We start from the raw sequence: 16718 nt of genomic DNA on the forward strand, positions 1-16718 counted from the left end.
GGCCGTCAGTCGTGCTGCAGTACCACGGCCCGGCGCTGCGACCGGATGGCCGCGGTCGCCGGCGACGGGGGCTCCGCGGCCTTGAGCGCCTCTCCCAACTGGTCCGACAGGTGGCCGACCGTCGACACCAGGGCCTGCTGCTGGGTCATGAGCTTCTGTACCAGGGACCGCAGCTGGCGCACCTCCGCGCCGAGCACCGCCGGATCGGACTGACCGCCCGCTCCGCTCTGGCCGGCCGCAGGCGTCCCGCCCGGCGCCCGCACGGGCCGCTGGGGCGGTGCGGTGGGCTGCCGCCGGACCGGGGGAGCGGGGGACGCCGCAGGAGCCGGTGACCGCGGCGCGGACCGCAGGGCGACCCGCTGCGGCCCGCTGCCCTCGGTGGCGGTGGCCGCCTGCGGGGCGAGCAGCTCGGGGGCGTGCGACAGGATCTGCTGCATGCGCTTGCTGAGCGCCGGCACCGGATTGATGCCCAGGGCGTCCGCGAGGTGCCGACGGGCCCGTTCGTACACCCCGAGGGCCTGCGCCTGGTGGCCGGAACGGTACAGCGCCACCATGAGCTGGTCGTAGAAACGTTCCCGCAGCGGATGGCTGATGGTCAGCTCCTCCAGCTCCGCGATGATGTTCTGATGCATCCGGGCGCGCAGTGACACGTCGTAGAGCAACTCCAGCGCGCTGAACCGGGACTCCTCCAGCATCGTCGCTCCGGCGGCGCAGATGGGGCCGCGACTGCCCTGGAGCGCGGTCCCGCGCCACAGCCGCAGCGCGCTGCGCAGGGTCTTCTCGGCGAGCACCGGGGCCTTTTCGGCGCACCTGCGCGCCCGGACCACGGTCTGCATGAACAACTCGCTGTCTACCTGCTCGGGGTCGGCGCGCAGGCCGTAGCCGGAGTCGCGGGTGATCAGGCGCTGCGGCGGCTGGCCGCCCTCCTGGTCGACCCGGTCCATCAACCGGCGCAGTCGGTAGACCTGCGCCTGGAGCGCGTTGGCCGACCTGGGGGTGAGCTCACCCCAGACCTCCTCCCCGAGTTGCTCGGTGGAGACGATCGATCCGTACTTCACGATCAGCGCACCGAGGAGGGTGCGCTGCTTGTGACTGTGGAGCGGTACACGGTGCTGGTGAACGTTGTCGTACAACTCGGTGGGACCCAGGACTTTGAACTTCACAGCCTTCTCCAAGAGATACGAGAACGGTATTCGAGCGGTCTTCGTGAGGTATCTCGAACTGGCCTTCCCGAGGGAATTCCAACCGTGGTCCAGTGGCTTCCCTCGGCCGAGTAAACGCAGTCCCACCTCCGATGTCAACGCCGCCTGAGGAGCGGCTGAGCGGCCCTCGGTGGCCGGTCGGGAATCGCTCGAGAACGACCTGAGGAATCCTGGAGAAGGGTTTGAAGAGGCCACGGAGCTGCCCGTCGGAATACGGGGCCGCGCGTCCTTGAGTCACTGTCGAGTGCGTCTCGAGTGTGATCTGTCACGCTCGAAGGTCACGTCCGTCTGGCCTCGGCCCGGAGCCGGGGCCGCCCTCCCGGAAGGAACCGCATGACCTCTCCCGAACGCCCCTTCGGCCTCGCCGATGCGCTCGGCTCCTTCGACGCGTCCCAGGACGCCGGGCTGCGCCATGTGCGGGGCCTGTCCTCGCAGCCGGGGGAGGGGGTCGCCGTCGGGGAGCAGGGGCCGGCGGGGCCCGAGCGCGTCGTCCTCGTGGGTGCCTGGACGTCCGGCACGCTCGCCGAGGCCGAGAGTTCCATGGCCGAGCTGGCGGCCCTCGTGGAGGCGGCGGGCGGCCTGGTGCTCGACGGTGTCATCCAGCGGCGCGACAGGCCCGACCCGGCCACCTTCATCGGCTCCGGGAAGGCCCGGCTCCTGCGTGACCTGGCCGAGGAGTGGTCGGCGGACACCGTGGTCTGCGACGGCGAGCTGAGCCCGGCCCAGCTCGTCCGCCTGGAGGAGGTCGTCAAGGCGAAGATCGTCGACCGGACCGCCCTGATCCTGGACATCTTCGCCCAGCGCGCCGCCTCCAAGGAGGGCAAGGCACAGGTCGAGCTGGCACAGATGCAGTACATGCTGCCCCGGTTGCGCGGCTGGGGGCAGTCGCTGTCCCGGCAGATGGGCGGCGGAGGAGGAGCGGGCGGGGGCGTGGCCACCCGCGGCCCCGGTGAGACGAAGATCGAGACGGACCGCCGGCGGCTGCGGGAGAAGATCTCCAAACTCCGCCGCGAACTGGACGAGATGAAGACCGGGCGCGACGTCAAACGGTCGGAGCGCAGGCGCAACAAGGTGCCCTCGGTCGCGCTGGCCGGCTACACCAACGCCGGGAAGTCCTCGCTGCTGAACCGCCTCACCGGCGCCGACGTGCACGTCAAGAACGCGCTGTTCGCCACGCTGGACCCCACCGTGCGCCGCACCCAGACCAGCAGCGGCCGGACCTACACCCTCGCCGACACCGTGGGCTTCGTACGCCATCTTCCGCACCAGCTCGTGGACGCCTTCCGGTCCACCCTGGAGGAGGTCGCCGACGCGGACCTCATCCTGCACGTCGTGGACGGTACGCACCCCGACCCCGAGGCGCAGATCGAAGCGGTCCGCACCGTGATCGGGGAGATCGGAGGGGCGGGCGTCCGGGAGATCGTGGTCGTCAACAAGGCCGACGCGGCACCCTCCGAGGTGCTGAACCGGCTCCTGGAGGGCGAGCCGGGCTCGGTCGCGGTCTCGGCGCGCACCGGGGAGGGCTGCGACGCCCTGCTGGCCCGCGTCGAGGAGGCCCTTCCGCAGCCGGACGTCGAGGTGGAGGTGCTCATCCCCTACACCGAGGGCCACCTGGTCTCCCGCGTCCACGAGGAGGGCGAGATCCTCGTGGAGGACCACGACGAGAACGGCACGCGCGTCCGGGCGAACGTGGACGCACGGCTCGCGGCGGAACTCGCCGACTACGCACAGCCCTTCTGACCCGCGACCGCCGCTCGGGCCGCCCGTCCCCGGCGGGCGGCCCGAGCGGCGCGGCCTTGCCCGTACCAGAAACCGGCTCCCGCTGACGCGCCGGGCCCCGTTCGCCCGGCCCTCCTTGAGCCGGTCTGGAGCGAGGGTGGGGCACACCGGTTGTGAGAGGGAGCGGCCCCCTTCTACGGTGATGGTGAAGAACCCGGCGCGGAGGATGCTCCACGGAGATCCCCGCATCACCGTCGGACCTGTCCGATTCCTGCGCATCCGGTGGCCGGAATGCAGCCGCGCCGGCCACGGTCGCCACGTGACGAACGCCGGCAACGGTCGCCACGTGACGCACAGGGCAGCGCGCGCAGCTCGCGCAGTGCGGCATCCGCTCCGAACGCGCCCACGTGCCGCCGGGCCGGTCCGCCGGCTTCGGCCCGGCGGCCCGAACGGCCCGAACCCCGTTTCCCCGAGGAAAGGCCCCACCATGTCTGTGTCCGCGCCCCTGCTCGATGCGAAGGTGCGTTACGGCCGCGACGGATGGCTGCCCCTGCCCCACACGCTCAGCGATCCGGACGTCAGGAAACTCCGTCACCGAGTCGAGGGGATCAGCCGCGAGCAGCGCCCCGAAGTGGTCCTCGAAGAGGGGACGTCAGCCGTACGGGCCCTGCACGGCTGCCACGACTTCGACGAGGTCTGCGCCCGACTGGTCCGCCTGCCCGCCCTCGTCGGCCTCGCCGAACAGCTCCTCGGCGGCCCCGTGTACGTCTACCAGTTCAAGGTCAACATGAAGCAGGCCCACGAGGGTGCCGCCTGGCCGTGGCACCAGGACTTCGCCTTCTGGCGCCACGAGGACGGGATGGGCTCCCCCGACGCGGTGAACATCGCCATCTTCCTGGACGACGTCACCGACGAGAACGGTCCGCTCGAGGTCATCCCAGGCAGTCAGCACGCCGGGATCGTCGAGGACCCCGCCCGGCGGGGAGGCGAGCGCAGCCACGACTGGCGCCACCACGTCTCGACCAAGCTGGAGTACGTCGTACCGGACGACGTCGCCGGCCGGCTGGCGGGCACCTTCGGGGTGCGGCGCCTCACCGGACCGGCCGGCACCGCCGTGGCGTTCCACCCCTGCATCATCCATTCCTCCTCCAACAACCTCTCCGCACAGCGCCGTTGCCTCCTGCTCATCACCTACAACCGCGTCACCAACACCCCGGAGCACCCGGTGAGGCCGTCGTTCCTCGTCAGCAGGGACAGCACACCGGTGGTCCCGGTGGAGGCCGACCGGCTCTGAACCGCCGCCGCCCCCGGCACCGCGAGGCGGTGCCGGGGGCGGCGTGCCGCACCGGAACGGGAGTCGGTGGGCACCGCTCCGTCTCCCCGGGGAGGGCCGGGCGGTGCGCGCCGTCAGCTCCTTGCGGCGGTGGCCAGCGACGCCGGGTCGAGCGACATCCGCGCACCCTGCCAGCGCCGGCGCAACCGCCGGTCGTGGCTGACGACGACGAGGGTGCCGTCGTAGGCGAGCAGTGCGGCCTCCAACTCCTCGACGAGGGCGGGGGAGAGGTGGTTGGTGGGTTCGTCGAGCAGCAGGACGTCCCAGGTCCGGCTGAGCAGCCGGGCCAGGGCGAGCCGCTGACGCTGCCCCGTGGACAGACGGTCCACCGGTACCGTGAGCTGCTCGCCGTCGAACAGGCCCAGGGCGAGCAGCCGTTCCGCATGCTCGTCGGGGTCTCCCGGGCAGCCGCGGGCGAAGGCGGCGAGCAGCGTGTCACCCGGCCGGCCCGGACGCGGCTCCTGCGGAAGATGGCCGATCCGGCCCCGGCACACGACACGGCCCTCGCTCGGCGCCAGTTCCCCGGCCAGCACCTGGAGCAGAGTGCTCTTACCGCTTCCGTTCGGCCCGGTGATCAGCAGCCGTTCGCCCGCCGACACCTGGAGGCCGGCGGGAGCGAGCCGGCCGGGGACCGCGACCTCCTCGGCCTGGAGCATGACGCCCCCCAGCGCACCGGAGCGCAGCACGGGGGCGAAGTGCAACGGCTCGGGCGGCGGTGCGACCGGGTCCGCCAGCAGGCGCCGCAGACGTTCCTCGGCCTGCCGCACCCGGCTGGCGAGCGACTGCTGAACGCGCCCCGCCGCACGGTCGTAGGCCATCTTGTTGCCGTCCTTGATGGCGCGGCCGGGGGCGACCCGGCGGGCCGTGGTCGCGGCGGACTCCCGGTAGTGGTCCACGTCGGCCTGCCACCGCTGGTGCGCCTGGGCCCATCGCTGCCGGGCCGCCGCCTTCTCGGCGAGGTAGCCGGCATAGCCGTTGCCGTACCGGACGACGCCGTGCCGGTCGCCGTCCACCTCCACCAGGCCGGTGGCCACGCGCTCGAGGAAGTCCCGGTCGTGGGAGACCGCGACCGTCGTGCCGCGACGGCTGCGGAGGTGGTCCTCCAGCCAGCCCAGGGCGTTGTCGTCGAGGTGGTTGGTCGGCTCGTCCAGCAGCAGCACCTCGGAGGAGGCCACCAGCAGGGCCGCAAGGCGCAGACGGACCTGCTCACCACCGGAGAGGCTGCTGACCGTGCGGTCCCGGTCGAGCCATTCCAGGCCCAGGCCGTGCAGGGTGCGGTCGACGCGGGCATCGGCGTCGTAGGCGCCGCGCAGCTCGTACTGTGTCGCCAGTTCGCCGTACTCGCCCATCCCCGACTCGTCGCCCGTGGCCATGGCCGCCTCGAGGGCGCGCATCCGCCGCTCGATCGCCCGCAGGTCGCTCAGGGCCCGGTCGACGATCTCCTGGACGGTGGCACCGGGAAGCAGCTGCTCGTCCTGTGCGAGGTAGCCGACGCTGCCCTCGGCGTGGACGACGACCTCGCCTTGGTCGGGCCGGTCACGACCGGCGAGCAGGCGCAGCAGTGTGGTCTTGCCCGAACCGTTCTCACCGACGATGCCGGTGCGCTCGCCCACGGCGAACGTGCAGGAGACGTCGTCGAGGACGAGGCGTCCGTCAAAGGACTTGGTGACGTCCGAAACGGTGATCTGTGTAGGCATACGAGTACTCCGAAGCATTCGGGAACGAGGCGGCCGGGATCGGCTGGGAGATCGGGTGAACGCTTCGGAAGAGCATCGGCGGCCTCACTAGTGCGAGAACAGTTGCATTAACATGGTGGCATGACGTCGTTCCGCAGAGCAACCGGATCTCCGGTCGTGTCACGCCCGGGCGGCCGCACCGGCCGCATCCGCCGGCAGGTGCTCGACGCGGTCCGCGCGGAGCTGGTCGAGCACGGCTACGACGCGCTGAGCGTGGACGCCGTCGCGACCCGCGCGGGCGTCCACCGCACCACCGTGTACCGGCGCTGGCGGGACGTCGGGGGTCTGCTCGCGGACGTGTTTGACACCGCGGGCGACGACGCGTGGCAGCCCGCGGACACGGGCTCGCTCCTCGGTGACCTGCTGGCCCTGAACGACCAGATCCTGGCGGCGCTGACGGAGCGGCCGCCCGCCACCATGGCGCTCATCGCGGCGTCCTTCCGTTCCGAGGACGCGGCCCGTGCCCTCGGCCGCTTCTGGGAGGACCGGTACGCCCGCTGCGAGCCGATCGTGGGGCGAGCCGTCGAGCGCGGCGAAGTGCCGCCCGGCACGCTCGCGCGACCCCTGCTGATCTGCGCCACCGCGCCGCTCTACCACCGCCTGGCCCTGATGCGCCTGCCCGCCGAACCCGGACTGGCCGCGATGGCGGCCAGGACCGCAGCCCTCGCGGCGTCCACCGGCGCGTTCACCGCTCCGGAACCCGGCTTCACCGCTCCGGAACCCGGCGACATCTGAGCGCGGCGCGCAGGACCGTGCGCCGGACGGCCACCCGGCGCGGCCACCGTGACTCGGCCGCGTCAGTCGCACGGTGGACCGGGTCGGAGCGTCAGTGCTCCCGTCCGGCCCTGCCTTGCTGCGGTGCGCTCCCCGAGTGCTCCCCGAGCCTGGTTCCACAGCGGGCAGCGGTGCCGTTGACTTGGTGTGCCGCGCGAGCCGGAGCCGGGTCGCGCAGGGGAGGCGGTATGGGAGCGAAAAGCCCTTGGGGCAAGGCCGTTGTCATCGGTGGCAGCTACGCCGGTCTGGTGACCGCGCGTGTGCTGGCCGACTTCTTCGACGAGGTCGTTCTCGTCGAACGGGACGCCATGGACGGGGAGACGGGAGTGCATCCGGGCGCACCGCAGGGTCACCACGCCCACGCGATGCTGGCCAGGGCGGGGAGATCCTGGAGCGGCTGTTTCCGGGACTGCGCGAGGAGTTGAGGCGGGCGGGGGCGCCGGTCTTCGACTACGGGGAGGGCATCGACTTCCTGCTGACTGTCGGGTTCGCGCCCCGCGACCGCACCGGTGTCCGGATCCAGACGTTCACCCGCGACGAACTGGAACGTCGGCTGCGCCGCAGGGTGCTCGCACTGCCCGGCGTCACCCTGCTGTCGTCCACCCGGTGCACGGGCCTGACCGGGAGCCCCGCGGGCCGGGTGAGCGGGGTGACGTGCCGGACACAGGATGCGGAGACGGTCGGGATCGCCGCCGATCTGGTCGTGGACGCCTCCGGGCGGTCCAGCTCCCTGCCCCGGTGGCTGGGCGCGATGGGCGTCACCGTGCCCCCGAAGCGCACGGTGAGGCGAAGGTCACGTACACGTCGATGGTCTTCGATCGCCTCGACGAGGACCACCCCGGGCATCCTGACTTCCACATCGCCTACCAGATGCTCTTCGCGCCCAGTGTGCCCCGGGCCGGGGTCCTGCTCGCCGTCGAGCGCAATAGGTGGAACCCGCACGGCCGGCCACTCGGGGCGCGCTTCGCCCACTGGTACAACACACGTCTCTTCCACGTGGCGGTCGGCGATGCCCGGGTCTGGACGGCCTTCGTGCGGGTGGTCAACATGGTGTCCTCCCCTGCCGCACTGTTCCGCCCGGCGATCGCGCTGAAGGTCCTGGCCCCGCGGACGTCGCGCCGCAAGCGCACCCCTGCGCCCGTCCCGCGATCCGAGTCGACCCCCGGCACGTAGCGCCACACGGGCCGCCCAGGAGAGGAACGGCAGGTCAGGTCGACCAGAGGACGTTGCCGGAGCGGGCGATGACCACCTTGCCGTCCTCGCGCAGGACCAGCCGGGCTCCCTCGTTGCCCCAGGTGTCGGTGGCCCAGATCGGGCGGTCGTCGCCGTTGTGGATGACGAGGTTGCCGTCGGCCTGGAAGATGGCCCGGTGGTTCTCGCCGAAGGTCATCGACGCCCACGTCGCCTTGTTCTTCTCGTTGTAGACGACGAGGTTGCCGTCGGGCTGCGTCACCCTGCGGATGCGGTTGGTGGTCCAGGCCTGGCTGACCTCCAGCGTGCTGACGGCGTGCACCGTCGAGGCGGTCCAGTCGGGCTCGGGGGTCGGCTCGGCCTTCGGCTTGGGCGCGGCCTTCTTGGCCGGGGCGCTCGTCGCGGGCTTCGGCTCGGGGCCCGCGTCGGAGGCTCGGGCTTCGGCGCCGGCGGCGGAGCGACCGCCTTGACCGGCCGGCTCGGCTCCGGCTTCTTCTCGGTCGCCGTCGGGGTGGGCTTCTCCACGACGTAGTCGTCCAGGGCGGCGCCGGCCGACCCCGGGTCCAGGACGGTGTCCGACTTCCCGGCGGCCAACTCCCGTGTGCTCTTGGGCCGTTCGCCGTCGTCCGTGTCACCTGCCAGCAGCAGCGGAACGGTTATCAGGGCGGCCCCGAGGATCCCGGCCACGACCAGGACGGGTTTGCGGGGACGCCCGCTGTCGACGCCGCCGGCGGCCTTGGCCGGGACCGCCGGTGCGGTGGCCACCGCGACGGCCGTGCGCTTCTCACTCGCGGACGACTCGGCCGTGGTCTCGCCCGACTCCGCCGCCGGTGACTCACCCGATTCCCTCGTCGGCGAACCGCCCGCCTCGGTGGTGGCCGCAGCGGTTGTCGCGGCAGACGCCTCGGCAGGGGAGCGGGGGGCGGACGGGGCCTCCACGGTGGCAGCCTCCCGAGATCGCCGCGCCGGATGCCGATCCGAAGGCGTCCGGGCGGCCCGGCCTGCTCTCGCGCCTGCGCCGGTAGCCAGTGGACGCCTCAGCACGATGGGACGCCACGTCAGACCGGCTCGGCGTTGAGGACGCCCGGGATCTGGCGGGCCCTTCACGGCAACACCGGCTGCTCGACCACCGGCTGAGACACCAAGTACCACCAAGACCGCCGTCAAGTCCCCGTCACCCGAGGGGATTGCCGTCAGTCGGTGATCTCGCACGCTCCGTGGGCGTGCCGTACCGTTTGCGGACTGCGCCTGCTCAGGGGAGGGCGGGTGGCCGGACCGGGGAGAGGACGGCATAGACGTGATCGGGGAAGACCGGGAGATCTGGGGTGAGGGAGCGGCCTGCCGCACCGCTGATCCGGACGAGCTGTTCGTCGACGGAGCGGCTCAGAACCGGGCCAAGGCCCTCTGCACCGGCTGCCCGGTGCGCACCGAGTGCCTTGCCTACGCCCTCGACCACCGGATCGAGCATGGAATCTGGGGTGGGATGACCGAGCGCGATCGGCGGGCCCTCCTGCGACGGCGTCCTCTGGTCACGTCCTGGCGCCGCCTGCTCGAGGCCGCCCGATCGGAGCACGACCGACTCGCGCACCCCGACGGAGCACGGCCCTGGGAAGCCACCGGGTGACGTTCCCAGCTGGCCGAGGTCGTGTCTGCCGAGGGCGTGAAGCGGCTGATAGGCCTGCACGGGACCCAGCCGGGCGCGATGAGTGGCGGAGGAGACTGGCTGGCCCCAGTCACGCCAAGGCACCGAGCTTGAGCGCCGTAGTAAGTAGTAAGGAGTCGCATGGAGTTCCGTCCGGTCAAGCGCATCACAGGAGCGTTCCAGCAGTCGCTGGCCCCCGAGGAGATCAAGGCGGTGTGCGACCGGGCTTTCGGTTCCGAGTCCCGCCTTCTGTCCGCCGTCGAGCTGGGCCTGGGCATGTACAACAGCACGTACAAGGTCGAGCTGGCCGGCCAGGACAGGCCGGTGATCCTAAGGGTGGCACCGGAGCCGGGCAGCCAGTGCCGTTCCGAGTAGCAGTTGATGCGCAACGAATATGCCTCCGTGCCCTGGCTGGCGGTGATCGCGCCGCTGATGCCGCAGGTGATCGCGGTGGACTGGTCACACGAGGTGATCGGCCGGGACTGGATGATCCAGACGTACCTGGACGGCGTCCCGGCTCCAGAGCAACTGGGGACATACCCGCGTACCGTGTGGCCGACGTTCTTCCGGCAACTGGGCGCCATCACCCGCCGCGTACAAGACGTGCGGGGCCCGCACTTCGGGCCCGTCAACGGCCCGGGGTACGGGACGTGGAGCGAGGCGGTCATCACGTCGCTGGAGGAGATCGCCGCCGACCTGGACGACGCCGGCCTGGACGCGGCCGACGTGCGGAAGGTCGCCGCGGCGGCCGCGCACGACCGCGCCGTGCTGGACGAGGTCACCGAGCCGAGGCTGCTGACCGGCGACTTGTGGACTGTCAACGCCCTGATGGACTCGGCAGCATGCGAGCCGGAGGTGACGGGCGTCCTGGACTTCGATCGCTGCCTATTCGGCGACCCGGCCGCTGACTGGACCATCCGCATGGCGACGGCCAAGGACGATGAGCGGACCGCGTTTTGGGAGCCCTACGGGGCGCTGGACCGCTCGCCCTCAGCGGTGTGGCGGGCGCGCGTCTACGAGGCCCGGCACCTGGGCGCGATCCGACTCGAACGCCACCGGCTGGGCAAGTCGGACGCGGTCCGCGAGAGCTACGGTGCGATGGCCGAGGTGCTCGCCGGCCTGACCTGATCGGGGTTCTCTGCGGCTGGTTCGACGTGGATGCGGACCCGCCGCAGAACTGCGTCGGCCCGCTCCTCAACCTCGCTGGCCTCTGCGCCGGTGACCACGGTGTGATGCTGGCAATCCGGGCGTACGCCGATCCGCGGAGCTCGGTCGCCGGGGCGTTCGGTGATTCGTGGGTGCCGGCCGGCCGCAGGTTGAACTCAACTCACCATCGAAGATGTGCTCCTCTGCCGGAAGGGCATCTCATGACCAGGCAGCTGACCGGCCGCAGCTACCGCTTCGACCTCGGCGACCTGAAGGTGCGCTTCGCCTTCGACTCGCCGACCCGGGGCAGCTTCGTGGTGGTGCACGGCGCGGGTCTCGCCCCCGACGGTCACGCCGAAACGGTGGCTCTGAACCTGCGGGAGATCCGCGAAGGCGTCTACCTGAACTCCTGGACCGAGGCGAGTGGGGCCACGGTGACGCACCTGGAGGACTTCGAGAACGGGATGCTGTATTCGAACGTGACCGTCGACGGCAAGCTCCACCACTTCACCGGAACGATCGAGGAGGCCTGACCATGGCCCAGTACGCCACAGCGCAGGACGATCAGGCGCAAAGCAACGTCGACATCGTCGTCACCGCCATGCGGGAGTTGTTCGCCGACAAGGACCTCACCGCGATAGACCGATACTGGGCCGAGCCCTACATTCAGCACAGCCCGCAGATGCCCAATGGGCTCGACATCCTGCGCCAGGTCGTTCCGAACCTGGAGGGCTTCCGGCTGGACGACGGACGCATCGTGGAGCACTGGGACGTCGTCCAGGACATCGTCTCTCCGGAAGAATCAGCCAACGGCAACGCCATGGTCTAGTCAGGCTGCTTCTCCATGTGGTCCAGGACGCGCTGGGAGATTCGGCCGAGTGTCCTGAGCTGGTTCGTGGTCAGGGCATCGATGAACAGGTGGCGGACGTGCTCGACGTGCAGGGGTGCGGCCTCTTCGATCGCCCGGTAGCCGGCCGGGGTGGCCACGATGAACGCTCCGCGTCCGTCGTCGGGACACTCCTCCCTCGCTACGAGCCCGCGTTTCGCCATCCGCGTGACCTGGTGGGACATCCGGCTCTTCTCCCACTCCACGAGTTTGGCGAGATCCAGGAAGCGCATCCGGCCATTACCTCTCTCGGTGAGGCTGACGAGCACGATGTAGTCGGCCGCCGACATCCCGGAGTCGGCCTGGACGCGTCGGGACAGCCGTCCGATGAGCTTCTCCTGCATGCGGATGAAGCTGTCCCAGGCGGCCTTCTGCTCCGGGTCGAGCCAGCGCGGCTGTGCGTCCATGAGGTCAGTCTACGAAATCGTTGAGAGCTCATCTACCGAACGTGCTGGTGTGAGCCGTGTTTCCCGCAGGTCCGGAGTCCGGCATCCCGCGCTGCACCGCGGACGTCCCGCGGAGGTTTCAGTTGATGCGTCAACATCGTAGGGCTAGGCTGATGTCCTGGCTGACGGGTTCCTGCCGAGCCGGGCGGTATCAGGTGCACGAGGAGGACACATGACGGTAGAAGTGAGAGACGTGCCCGAGGCGAAGCGCTACGAGGCCCGTGTTGATGGAGAGTCCAAGGTGGCGGGCGTCGCGGAGTACATCCGTACGGCGGAACTCGTGGCGTTCGTGCACACCGAGGTCGAGGCGGAGTACGAGGGCGCGGGAGTCGGGTCCGCGCTGGCCCGCACGGCCCTCGACGAGGCGCGCGCCGCGAACCTGCGAGTGCTGGCCACCTGTCCCTTCATCGCGGGCTGGATCAGCAGGCACCCCGAGTACCAGGACCTGCTGTACCAGTCCCGCAGCAAGGTCACCGACTGACAAGCCGAGCACGACGGGAGCGGGAGGCGGGCATGAGCGGCGAAGCCGAACAGAAGGCATATCAAACGGAATCGATCACGGTGACCTTCGAGGCGAGGCGCTGCCTCCACGCCGCCGAATGCGTCCAGGGGCTGCCTGAGGTGTTCGACCCGACGAAGCGACCGTGGATCCAGCCGGACAGGACCACGGCCGAGCGCCTGGCGGAGATCGTCCGGCGCTGTCCCTCGGGCGCGCTCCAGTACGAACTCGTGCCGGGTGGGACGGAAACCCCCGAACAGCCCACCACGATCACCCGAAGCGCCGCCGGGCAACTGGCCGTGCGCGGGCAGCTGAGCGTGGACACGCCGCACGGCGCACGCGCCGAGACCAGGGTCATCCTGTGCGGCTGCGGTCAGAGCGGTCTCCAACCGTACTGTGACCACGCGGGGCCCTGCGGTCGGTGAGGCGGCCGTGCCCGCCTCCCGCGGGTGACCCCAGGGCCCGGGAGCCGAGCCCATCTCCCCGGCCGTGCGGTGCTCCGGCTGCGACCTGTGACGTGCTGCCGCCACGAAGCGGGAGTGCTGGTCGCAGCCGTCAACCCAATGGCTGCGACCCGCACTGTCGCCACCCCCTCGTCCGGCGAGCGTCAGTTCCAGGGTTCCCGGCAGGGGTTCTCACCCAGCAGCTCCGCTGCGGCCGCACAGAGGTCTTCGCCGAAGAGCTGGTTGCTGCCCCCTGGGGAGCCCCACAGAACGGACGCGGCCCGTGCCGCAGCGCGCCAGAACAGTCCTCGTCGCAGCGCCACCTGCGGATCTGAGCAGCCATCTCCGGTGTGATCGTCGCCGGGGCACCAGTGTTGTGCGTCATCCCGGCGACCCCAGGGACGTTGCGGAGAAGGCGTGGCCACCGGATTTCACCTTCGCCTGCCCGGCGGATCCGCCAGGGCTCGGCCCTCAGAAATCGACCGGCGCACCACTTCGGGGACTTCCCGGACGCGGGAGCCGGGAGCGCCATCCGGTGACCGCCACGATCCGAAAGAGTGGCCCTAGCAGTCGCCACGCGGCGGTACAGGGTGCTTGCTCATGATCGACACGCGATTGAACGCGTTGATGGTGACCGCCACCCAGATCGCGGCCGAGATCTGGTCCGCGGAGAGGACCTGTCGGGCGGCCTCGTATGCGGACGTCTGCATCGAGGCGTTCGCCGGATCGGTGGTGGCCTCGGCCAGTGCGAGGACGGCGCGCTCCGGGGGAGTGAACAGGCCGGTGTCCCGCCATGCGCTCAGGACTCCGAGTCGCTGCGGTGATTCGCCGGCCCGCAGGGCCGCTCGGGTGTGCACGTCGAGGCAGTAGGCGCAGCCGTTGAGCTGGGACACGCGGAGGTTGATCAGTTCCACGGTGGTGCGGTCGAGTCCGGCCTCGGAGGCTGTCGTTCGCACCACTTCCGAGACCTGCGCCAAGGCGCGGAAGGCCTGGGGGCTCTGTTTGTCGATGAAGACCCTTCGGGCCGGGGAGTTGTGGGTGTGGTCGCTCACGACGGGGCTCCTTCGGGTCGTGCGGTGGCCTGTGTCCGGGTGCTGTGGCCATCGGCCTGCCTCCGTGGCATTCTAGTTGATGTGACAACCAAAACGACCAGGAGGTGCTCCCGATGAGCAACGCGGAAACCGATGCCGCGGCTCTGCGCTGCGGAGAGATCGCCGAACGCGACCGGCCGACCGGATCCCCCCGGGTCGATGTCCTGTCGGCTCGAGAGGTCCCCCTCGGCGGTCCGCGCGCGATACGCGTGCGGCGGACGCTGCCCCAGCGGGAGCGCACGCTCATCGGCGCCTGGTGCTTCGCCGATCACTACGGTCCGCACGATGTCGCCGCGTCGGGTGGCATGGACCTGCCCCCGCATCCGCACACCGGTCTGCAGACGGTGAGCTGGCTGTTCAGCGGAGAGGTCGAACATCGCGACACCCTCGGCAGCCATGCGCTGATCCGGCCCGGCGAGATGAACCTCATGACCGGCGGATACGGCATCGCCCACTCAGAGGTCTCCACCCCGCACACCACCGTCCTCCACGGCGTCCAGTTGTGGGTCGCGCTTCCCGGAGAACACCGTGACACCGCCCGCGACTTCCAGCACTACGTGCCCGACCTCGCGCAGGTCGACGGGGCCGGGATCAGGGTTTTTCTGGGCTCGCTCGCCGGCCGGACCTCCCCGGTCCGGGCGTTCACGCCGCTGCTCGGCGCCGAGATCGTCATGGAACCCCGTGCGGCGATCACTCTCGCAGTGGACGCGACTTTCGAGCACGGCCTCCTGGTGGACAGCGGGCACGTCCGCCTGATCGACACCGTGCTGCGGCGTGCCGAACTCGGCTACGTCCCGCGCGGCGTGGACACCCTGACGATGGTGAACGAGTCCGATGCCACGGCCCGGACCGTCCTCCTCGGAGGACCTCCTTTCGGAGAGGAGATCGTCATGTGGTGGAACTTCATCGGCCGCAGCCACGAGGACATCGTGAAAGCCCGCGAGGACTGGGAAGCCTCCTCCGACCGCTTCGGCGTCATCGACGACTTTCCAGGCGGCCGTCTTCCCGCCCCGGCCCTGCCACACGCCGTCATCACACCGCGCCGGAACCCGCCGGCCCGCTGACCCCCCTTGCGAAAGGCACACCATGAGCGAGTCCTCCACCCCTGCGGTCGTCGAGCGTGTGGACGCCGATCACCGGTACGAGATTCTGGTCGACGGCCAGCGTGCCGGTCTGACCGCGTACCGCGACCTGGGCGCGCAGCGGGTCTTCTTCCATACGGAGATCGATGAGGCGTTCGCCGGCCAAGGGCTGGCCCCACAGCTGGTCCAGCAGGCACTCACCGACGTGCGCGCGGCCGGAATGCGCATCGTCCCGGTCTGCCCCTACGTCGTGAAGTTTCTGAAACGGCACGACGAGTTCGCGGACATCACCGACCCGGTCACACGAGACGTCCTGCGGTGGCTGAAGGCACAGCTCGACTGAGCGGTCCCCACGGAGCCCGTGCGACAGGGGCGCCAACCGGTCGCACTCCGTCGACGGCCTCTCGCGAAAGACAAGGGTCGCGGCGAGGGCGCTTCTCACGGCGGCGGACCGCCCTCCGAACGCGCGGCGCGGGTGTATCGGGCGGCGAGGTCGGCGAAGGCGGCGGCCGTCTGCGGTGGACCGACGATGGTGACGTCGGTGTCGAAGTGCCCGAGGGCGGAGGCGAGTCCGGTCCAGGACCAGGAGCCGAGGGCGAGCCGGCAGTGGTGGGGGCCGAAGTTCCTCGACGACGGCGTCCTGGGCGAAGGGGGTGACGTCGGCGGCCGTGAGAGGGAGGATGACGTCGCCTCGGCAAGGCCAGTCGGTGGTGATGCCGTCGTTGCCGCGGAAGCGGCTGGCGATGAACGTGGAGACGTCGCCGCCGGGGAGTTCGCGCGTGGTGAAGCGGGGGCCGGGGAGTTCGCGCGTGGTGAAGCGGGGGCCGGGGGGTGTGCGGGGCCGGATGCGGTCGACGCGGAAGGTGCGCCAGTCGTCGCGGTCGAGGTCGAAGGCCACGAGGTACCAGCGATGGCGCCAGGTGACCAGGTAGTGGTGCTCTGCGCGGCGCGAAGCGCCGGAGGCGGCGCCCGGACCCGGGGTGTGGTCGAAGCGCAGTTCCTGGCGGGCATGGATGGCCCGGCTGAGCTCCACGGCCAGTCAGGATGGACGCCTTCTCGACTTGGCCTACCCGGAGCCTAGCGAGGCGTAGAACTGCCGGCGGAGGAACTCAGCGAGGGCGCGGTCAGGGTCCGGCGCGCAGCGGACGGCCCTCGTAGGGAAGAAGGAACTGCTTGAGTGCTTGATCGTGTTGCGCCGCCGGTCGGTCTCCCGGTCGAACCCTGGCAGTCGGCCGCCGGGGCCACCGCGCCTCAGCCGGGTTCCATCGCTGGTCGGTCTTCTCGGGGATGGTGTGGGCGATGCCGCGTTCTCCCAGGTAGGCGCGAGAGCCGCGGGAGCTGTAACCCTTGTTTGCGATGACTTGGTCGAGTCAGCACGGCCGGCCGGGGCCTGGGCGGGGAACACGGGTCCGCTCCAACAGAGGGCGTGTGCAGACACTGTCGTGGTGTTGGCCGGGCGTCACCGGGATCGCGAGCGGGCGGCGGTTACCCTTCGGAAGGATTGCGTGTACCGGTTTGCATCATTTCA

The 16718-nt window shown here is 70.7% G+C and carries 19 protein-coding genes and 1 pseudogene; 14 read left to right on the plus strand and 6 right to left on the minus strand.

Annotated elements, in window-relative coordinates:
* Nucleotides 1-5 precede the first annotated feature (5 nt).
* Nucleotides 6-1163 (minus strand): AfsR/SARP family transcriptional regulator, encoded by a 1158-nt coding sequence (locus tag ABEA26_RS21000; protein ID WP_345594378.1) that lies wholly within the window; start codon nucleotides 1161-1163, stop codon nucleotides 6-8.
* A 372-nt stretch (nucleotides 1164-1535) separates the two neighbouring features.
* Between ABEA26_RS21000 and hflX the strand changes: the two genes are divergently transcribed.
* Nucleotides 1536-2942: a GTPase HflX gene (gene hflX, locus ABEA26_RS21005; protein ID WP_345594379.1), complete on the plus strand. Its 1407-nt coding sequence runs from the start codon at nucleotides 1536-1538 to the stop codon at nucleotides 2940-2942.
* A 466-nt stretch (nucleotides 2943-3408) separates the two neighbouring features.
* Entirely contained in the window at nucleotides 3409-4215 is an 807-nt protein-coding gene (locus ABEA26_RS21010; protein ID WP_345594380.1) for a phytanoyl-CoA dioxygenase family protein, read from the plus strand.
* A gap of 113 nt (nucleotides 4216-4328) precedes the next feature.
* On the opposite strand, the gene abc-f is transcribed toward ABEA26_RS21010, so the two are convergent.
* On the minus strand, nucleotides 4329-5951 hold the full coding sequence (abc-f, locus tag ABEA26_RS21015; protein ID WP_345594381.1) for a ribosomal protection-like ABC-F family protein: 1623 nt from the start codon (nucleotides 5949-5951) through the stop codon (nucleotides 4329-4331).
* A gap of 120 nt (nucleotides 5952-6071) precedes the next feature.
* Between abc-f and ABEA26_RS21020 the strand changes: the two genes are divergently transcribed.
* From ABEA26_RS21020 to ABEA26_RS21030, 3 genes are all read left to right on the plus strand, one after another.
* The gene (locus ABEA26_RS21020; RefSeq protein WP_345594383.1) at nucleotides 6072-6725 is read left to right on the plus strand and encodes a TetR/AcrR family transcriptional regulator; all 654 of its coding nucleotides are present in this window, start codon (nucleotides 6072-6074) and stop codon (nucleotides 6723-6725) included.
* A 227-nt stretch (nucleotides 6726-6952) separates the two neighbouring features.
* On the plus strand, nucleotides 6953-7189 hold the full coding sequence (locus tag ABEA26_RS21025) for a hypothetical protein (RefSeq protein ID WP_345594385.1): 237 nt from the start codon (nucleotides 6953-6955) through the stop codon (nucleotides 7187-7189).
* Between the two features lie 382 nt (nucleotides 7190-7571).
* Entirely contained in the window at nucleotides 7572-7937 is a 366-nt protein-coding gene (locus ABEA26_RS21030) for a hypothetical protein (protein WP_345594387.1), read from the plus strand.
* 34 nt (nucleotides 7938-7971) lie between these two features.
* On the opposite strand, the gene ABEA26_RS21035 is transcribed toward ABEA26_RS21030, so the two are convergent.
* A complete protein-coding gene (locus tag ABEA26_RS21035; RefSeq protein ID WP_345594389.1) occupies nucleotides 7972-8277 on the minus strand; it encodes a hypothetical protein in 306 nt (101 codons plus the stop codon).
* A gap of 975 nt (nucleotides 8278-9252) precedes the next feature.
* Between ABEA26_RS21035 and ABEA26_RS21040 the strand changes: the two genes are divergently transcribed.
* From ABEA26_RS21040 to ABEA26_RS21060, 5 genes are all read left to right on the plus strand, one after another.
* Complete coding sequence (locus ABEA26_RS21040; protein ID WP_345594390.1) at nucleotides 9253-9579, plus strand: WhiB family transcriptional regulator; 327 nt, start codon at nucleotides 9253-9255, stop codon at nucleotides 9577-9579.
* 159 nt (nucleotides 9580-9738) lie between these two features.
* The gene (locus ABEA26_RS21045; protein ID WP_345594392.1) at nucleotides 9739-9972 is read left to right on the plus strand and encodes a hypothetical protein; all 234 of its coding nucleotides are present in this window, start codon (nucleotides 9739-9741) and stop codon (nucleotides 9970-9972) included.
* 6 nt (nucleotides 9973-9978) lie between these two features.
* Nucleotides 9979-10725 carry a phosphotransferase family protein gene (locus ABEA26_RS21050; RefSeq protein WP_345594393.1) on the plus strand — a complete coding sequence of 249 codons (747 nt, stop codon included), beginning with the start codon at nucleotides 9979-9981 and terminating at the stop codon, nucleotides 10723-10725.
* Nucleotides 10726-10964: 239 nt separating this feature from the next.
* Entirely contained in the window at nucleotides 10965-11276 is a 312-nt protein-coding gene (locus tag ABEA26_RS21055) for a MoaF-related domain-containing protein (RefSeq protein WP_345594394.1), read from the plus strand.
* Between the two features lie 2 nt (nucleotides 11277-11278).
* Nucleotides 11279-11572, plus strand: coding sequence for a nuclear transport factor 2 family protein (locus tag ABEA26_RS21060; RefSeq protein WP_345594396.1), 294 nt, complete (start codon nucleotides 11279-11281; stop codon nucleotides 11570-11572).
* Here the strand turns inward: ABEA26_RS21060 and ABEA26_RS21065 are convergent.
* Complete coding sequence (locus ABEA26_RS21065; RefSeq protein ID WP_345594397.1) at nucleotides 11569-12036, minus strand: MarR family winged helix-turn-helix transcriptional regulator; 468 nt, start codon at nucleotides 12034-12036, stop codon at nucleotides 11569-11571. The two genes, ABEA26_RS21060 and ABEA26_RS21065, sit on opposite strands and share 4 nt — an antisense overlap.
* Nucleotides 12037-12247: 211 nt before the next feature.
* Between ABEA26_RS21065 and ABEA26_RS21070 the strand changes: the two genes are divergently transcribed.
* The gene (locus ABEA26_RS21070; RefSeq protein ID WP_215204229.1) at nucleotides 12248-12556 is read left to right on the plus strand and encodes a GNAT family N-acetyltransferase; all 309 of its coding nucleotides are present in this window, start codon (nucleotides 12248-12250) and stop codon (nucleotides 12554-12556) included.
* A gap of 32 nt (nucleotides 12557-12588) precedes the next feature.
* Nucleotides 12589-12999 (plus strand): (4Fe-4S)-binding protein, encoded by a 411-nt coding sequence (locus tag ABEA26_RS21075; RefSeq protein WP_345594404.1) that lies wholly within the window; start codon nucleotides 12589-12591, stop codon nucleotides 12997-12999.
* 581 nt (nucleotides 13000-13580) lie between these two features.
* Here ABEA26_RS21075 and ABEA26_RS21080 read toward each other — a convergent pair.
* The gene (locus tag ABEA26_RS21080) at nucleotides 13581-14069 is read right to left on the minus strand and encodes a carboxymuconolactone decarboxylase family protein (RefSeq protein WP_345594406.1); all 489 of its coding nucleotides are present in this window, start codon (nucleotides 14067-14069) and stop codon (nucleotides 13581-13583) included.
* Nucleotides 14070-14182: 113 nt separating this feature from the next.
* Between ABEA26_RS21080 and ABEA26_RS21085 the strand changes: the two genes are divergently transcribed.
* Both ABEA26_RS21085 and ABEA26_RS21090 read left to right on the plus strand, forming a co-directional pair.
* The gene (locus ABEA26_RS21085) at nucleotides 14183-15172 is read left to right on the plus strand and encodes a pirin family protein (protein ID WP_345594408.1); all 990 of its coding nucleotides are present in this window, start codon (nucleotides 14183-14185) and stop codon (nucleotides 15170-15172) included.
* Between the two features lie 22 nt (nucleotides 15173-15194).
* Nucleotides 15195-15533 (plus strand): GNAT family N-acetyltransferase, encoded by a 339-nt coding sequence (locus ABEA26_RS21090; RefSeq protein WP_345594410.1) that lies wholly within the window; start codon nucleotides 15195-15197, stop codon nucleotides 15531-15533.
* Between the two features lie 95 nt (nucleotides 15534-15628).
* On the opposite strand, the pseudogene ABEA26_RS21095 reads toward ABEA26_RS21090, so the two are convergent.
* Nucleotides 15629-16217 (minus strand): annotated as a pseudogene (locus ABEA26_RS21095) (helix-turn-helix transcriptional regulator); the annotation flags it as partial.
* Nucleotides 16218-16718: the final 501 nt, after the last annotated feature.

It is taken from the genome of Streptomyces marokkonensis, from assembly GCF_039539045.1.
In the GTDB taxonomy this organism is placed as follows: domain Bacteria; phylum Actinomycetota; class Actinomycetes; order Streptomycetales; family Streptomycetaceae; genus Streptomyces; species Streptomyces marokkonensis.

What these genes read in the sequence shown, in the direction of transcription:
- ABEA26_RS21025 (WP_345594385.1), top strand. Translation starts at nt 6,953, where the DNA reads ATGGGAGCGAAAAGCCCTTGGGGCAAGGCCGTTGTCATCGGTGGCAGC.
- hflX (WP_345594379.1), top strand. Translation starts at nt 1,536, where the DNA reads ATGACCTCTCCCGAACGCCCCTTCGGCCTCGCCGATGCGCTCGGCTCC.
- ABEA26_RS21060 (WP_345594396.1), top strand. Translation starts at nt 11,279, where the DNA reads ATGGCCCAGTACGCCACAGCGCAGGACGATCAGGCGCAAAGCAACGTC.
- ABEA26_RS21065 (WP_345594397.1), bottom strand. Translation starts at nt 12,036, where the DNA reads ATGGACGCACAGCCGCGCTGGCTCGACCCGGAGCAGAAGGCCGCCTGG.
- ABEA26_RS21020 (WP_345594383.1), top strand. Translation starts at nt 6,072, where the DNA reads ATGACGTCGTTCCGCAGAGCAACCGGATCTCCGGTCGTGTCACGCCCG.
- ABEA26_RS21010 (WP_345594380.1), top strand. Translation starts at nt 3,409, where the DNA reads ATGTCTGTGTCCGCGCCCCTGCTCGATGCGAAGGTGCGTTACGGCCGC.
- ABEA26_RS21070 (WP_215204229.1), top strand. Translation starts at nt 12,248, where the DNA reads ATGACGGTAGAAGTGAGAGACGTGCCCGAGGCGAAGCGCTACGAGGCC.
- abc-f (WP_345594381.1), bottom strand. Translation starts at nt 5,951, where the DNA reads ATGCCTACACAGATCACCGTTTCGGACGTCACCAAGTCCTTTGACGGA.
- ABEA26_RS21030 (WP_345594387.1), top strand. Translation starts at nt 7,572, where the DNA reads ATGGTCTTCGATCGCCTCGACGAGGACCACCCCGGGCATCCTGACTTC.
- ABEA26_RS21085 (WP_345594408.1), top strand. Translation starts at nt 14,183, where the DNA reads ATGAGCAACGCGGAAACCGATGCCGCGGCTCTGCGCTGCGGAGAGATC.
- ABEA26_RS21045 (WP_345594392.1), top strand. Translation starts at nt 9,739, where the DNA reads ATGGAGTTCCGTCCGGTCAAGCGCATCACAGGAGCGTTCCAGCAGTCG.
- ABEA26_RS21050 (WP_345594393.1), top strand. Translation starts at nt 9,979, where the DNA reads ATGCGCAACGAATATGCCTCCGTGCCCTGGCTGGCGGTGATCGCGCCG.
- ABEA26_RS21055 (WP_345594394.1), top strand. Translation starts at nt 10,965, where the DNA reads ATGACCAGGCAGCTGACCGGCCGCAGCTACCGCTTCGACCTCGGCGAC.
- ABEA26_RS21090 (WP_345594410.1), top strand. Translation starts at nt 15,195, where the DNA reads ATGAGCGAGTCCTCCACCCCTGCGGTCGTCGAGCGTGTGGACGCCGAT.
- ABEA26_RS21075 (WP_345594404.1), top strand. Translation starts at nt 12,589, where the DNA reads ATGAGCGGCGAAGCCGAACAGAAGGCATATCAAACGGAATCGATCACG.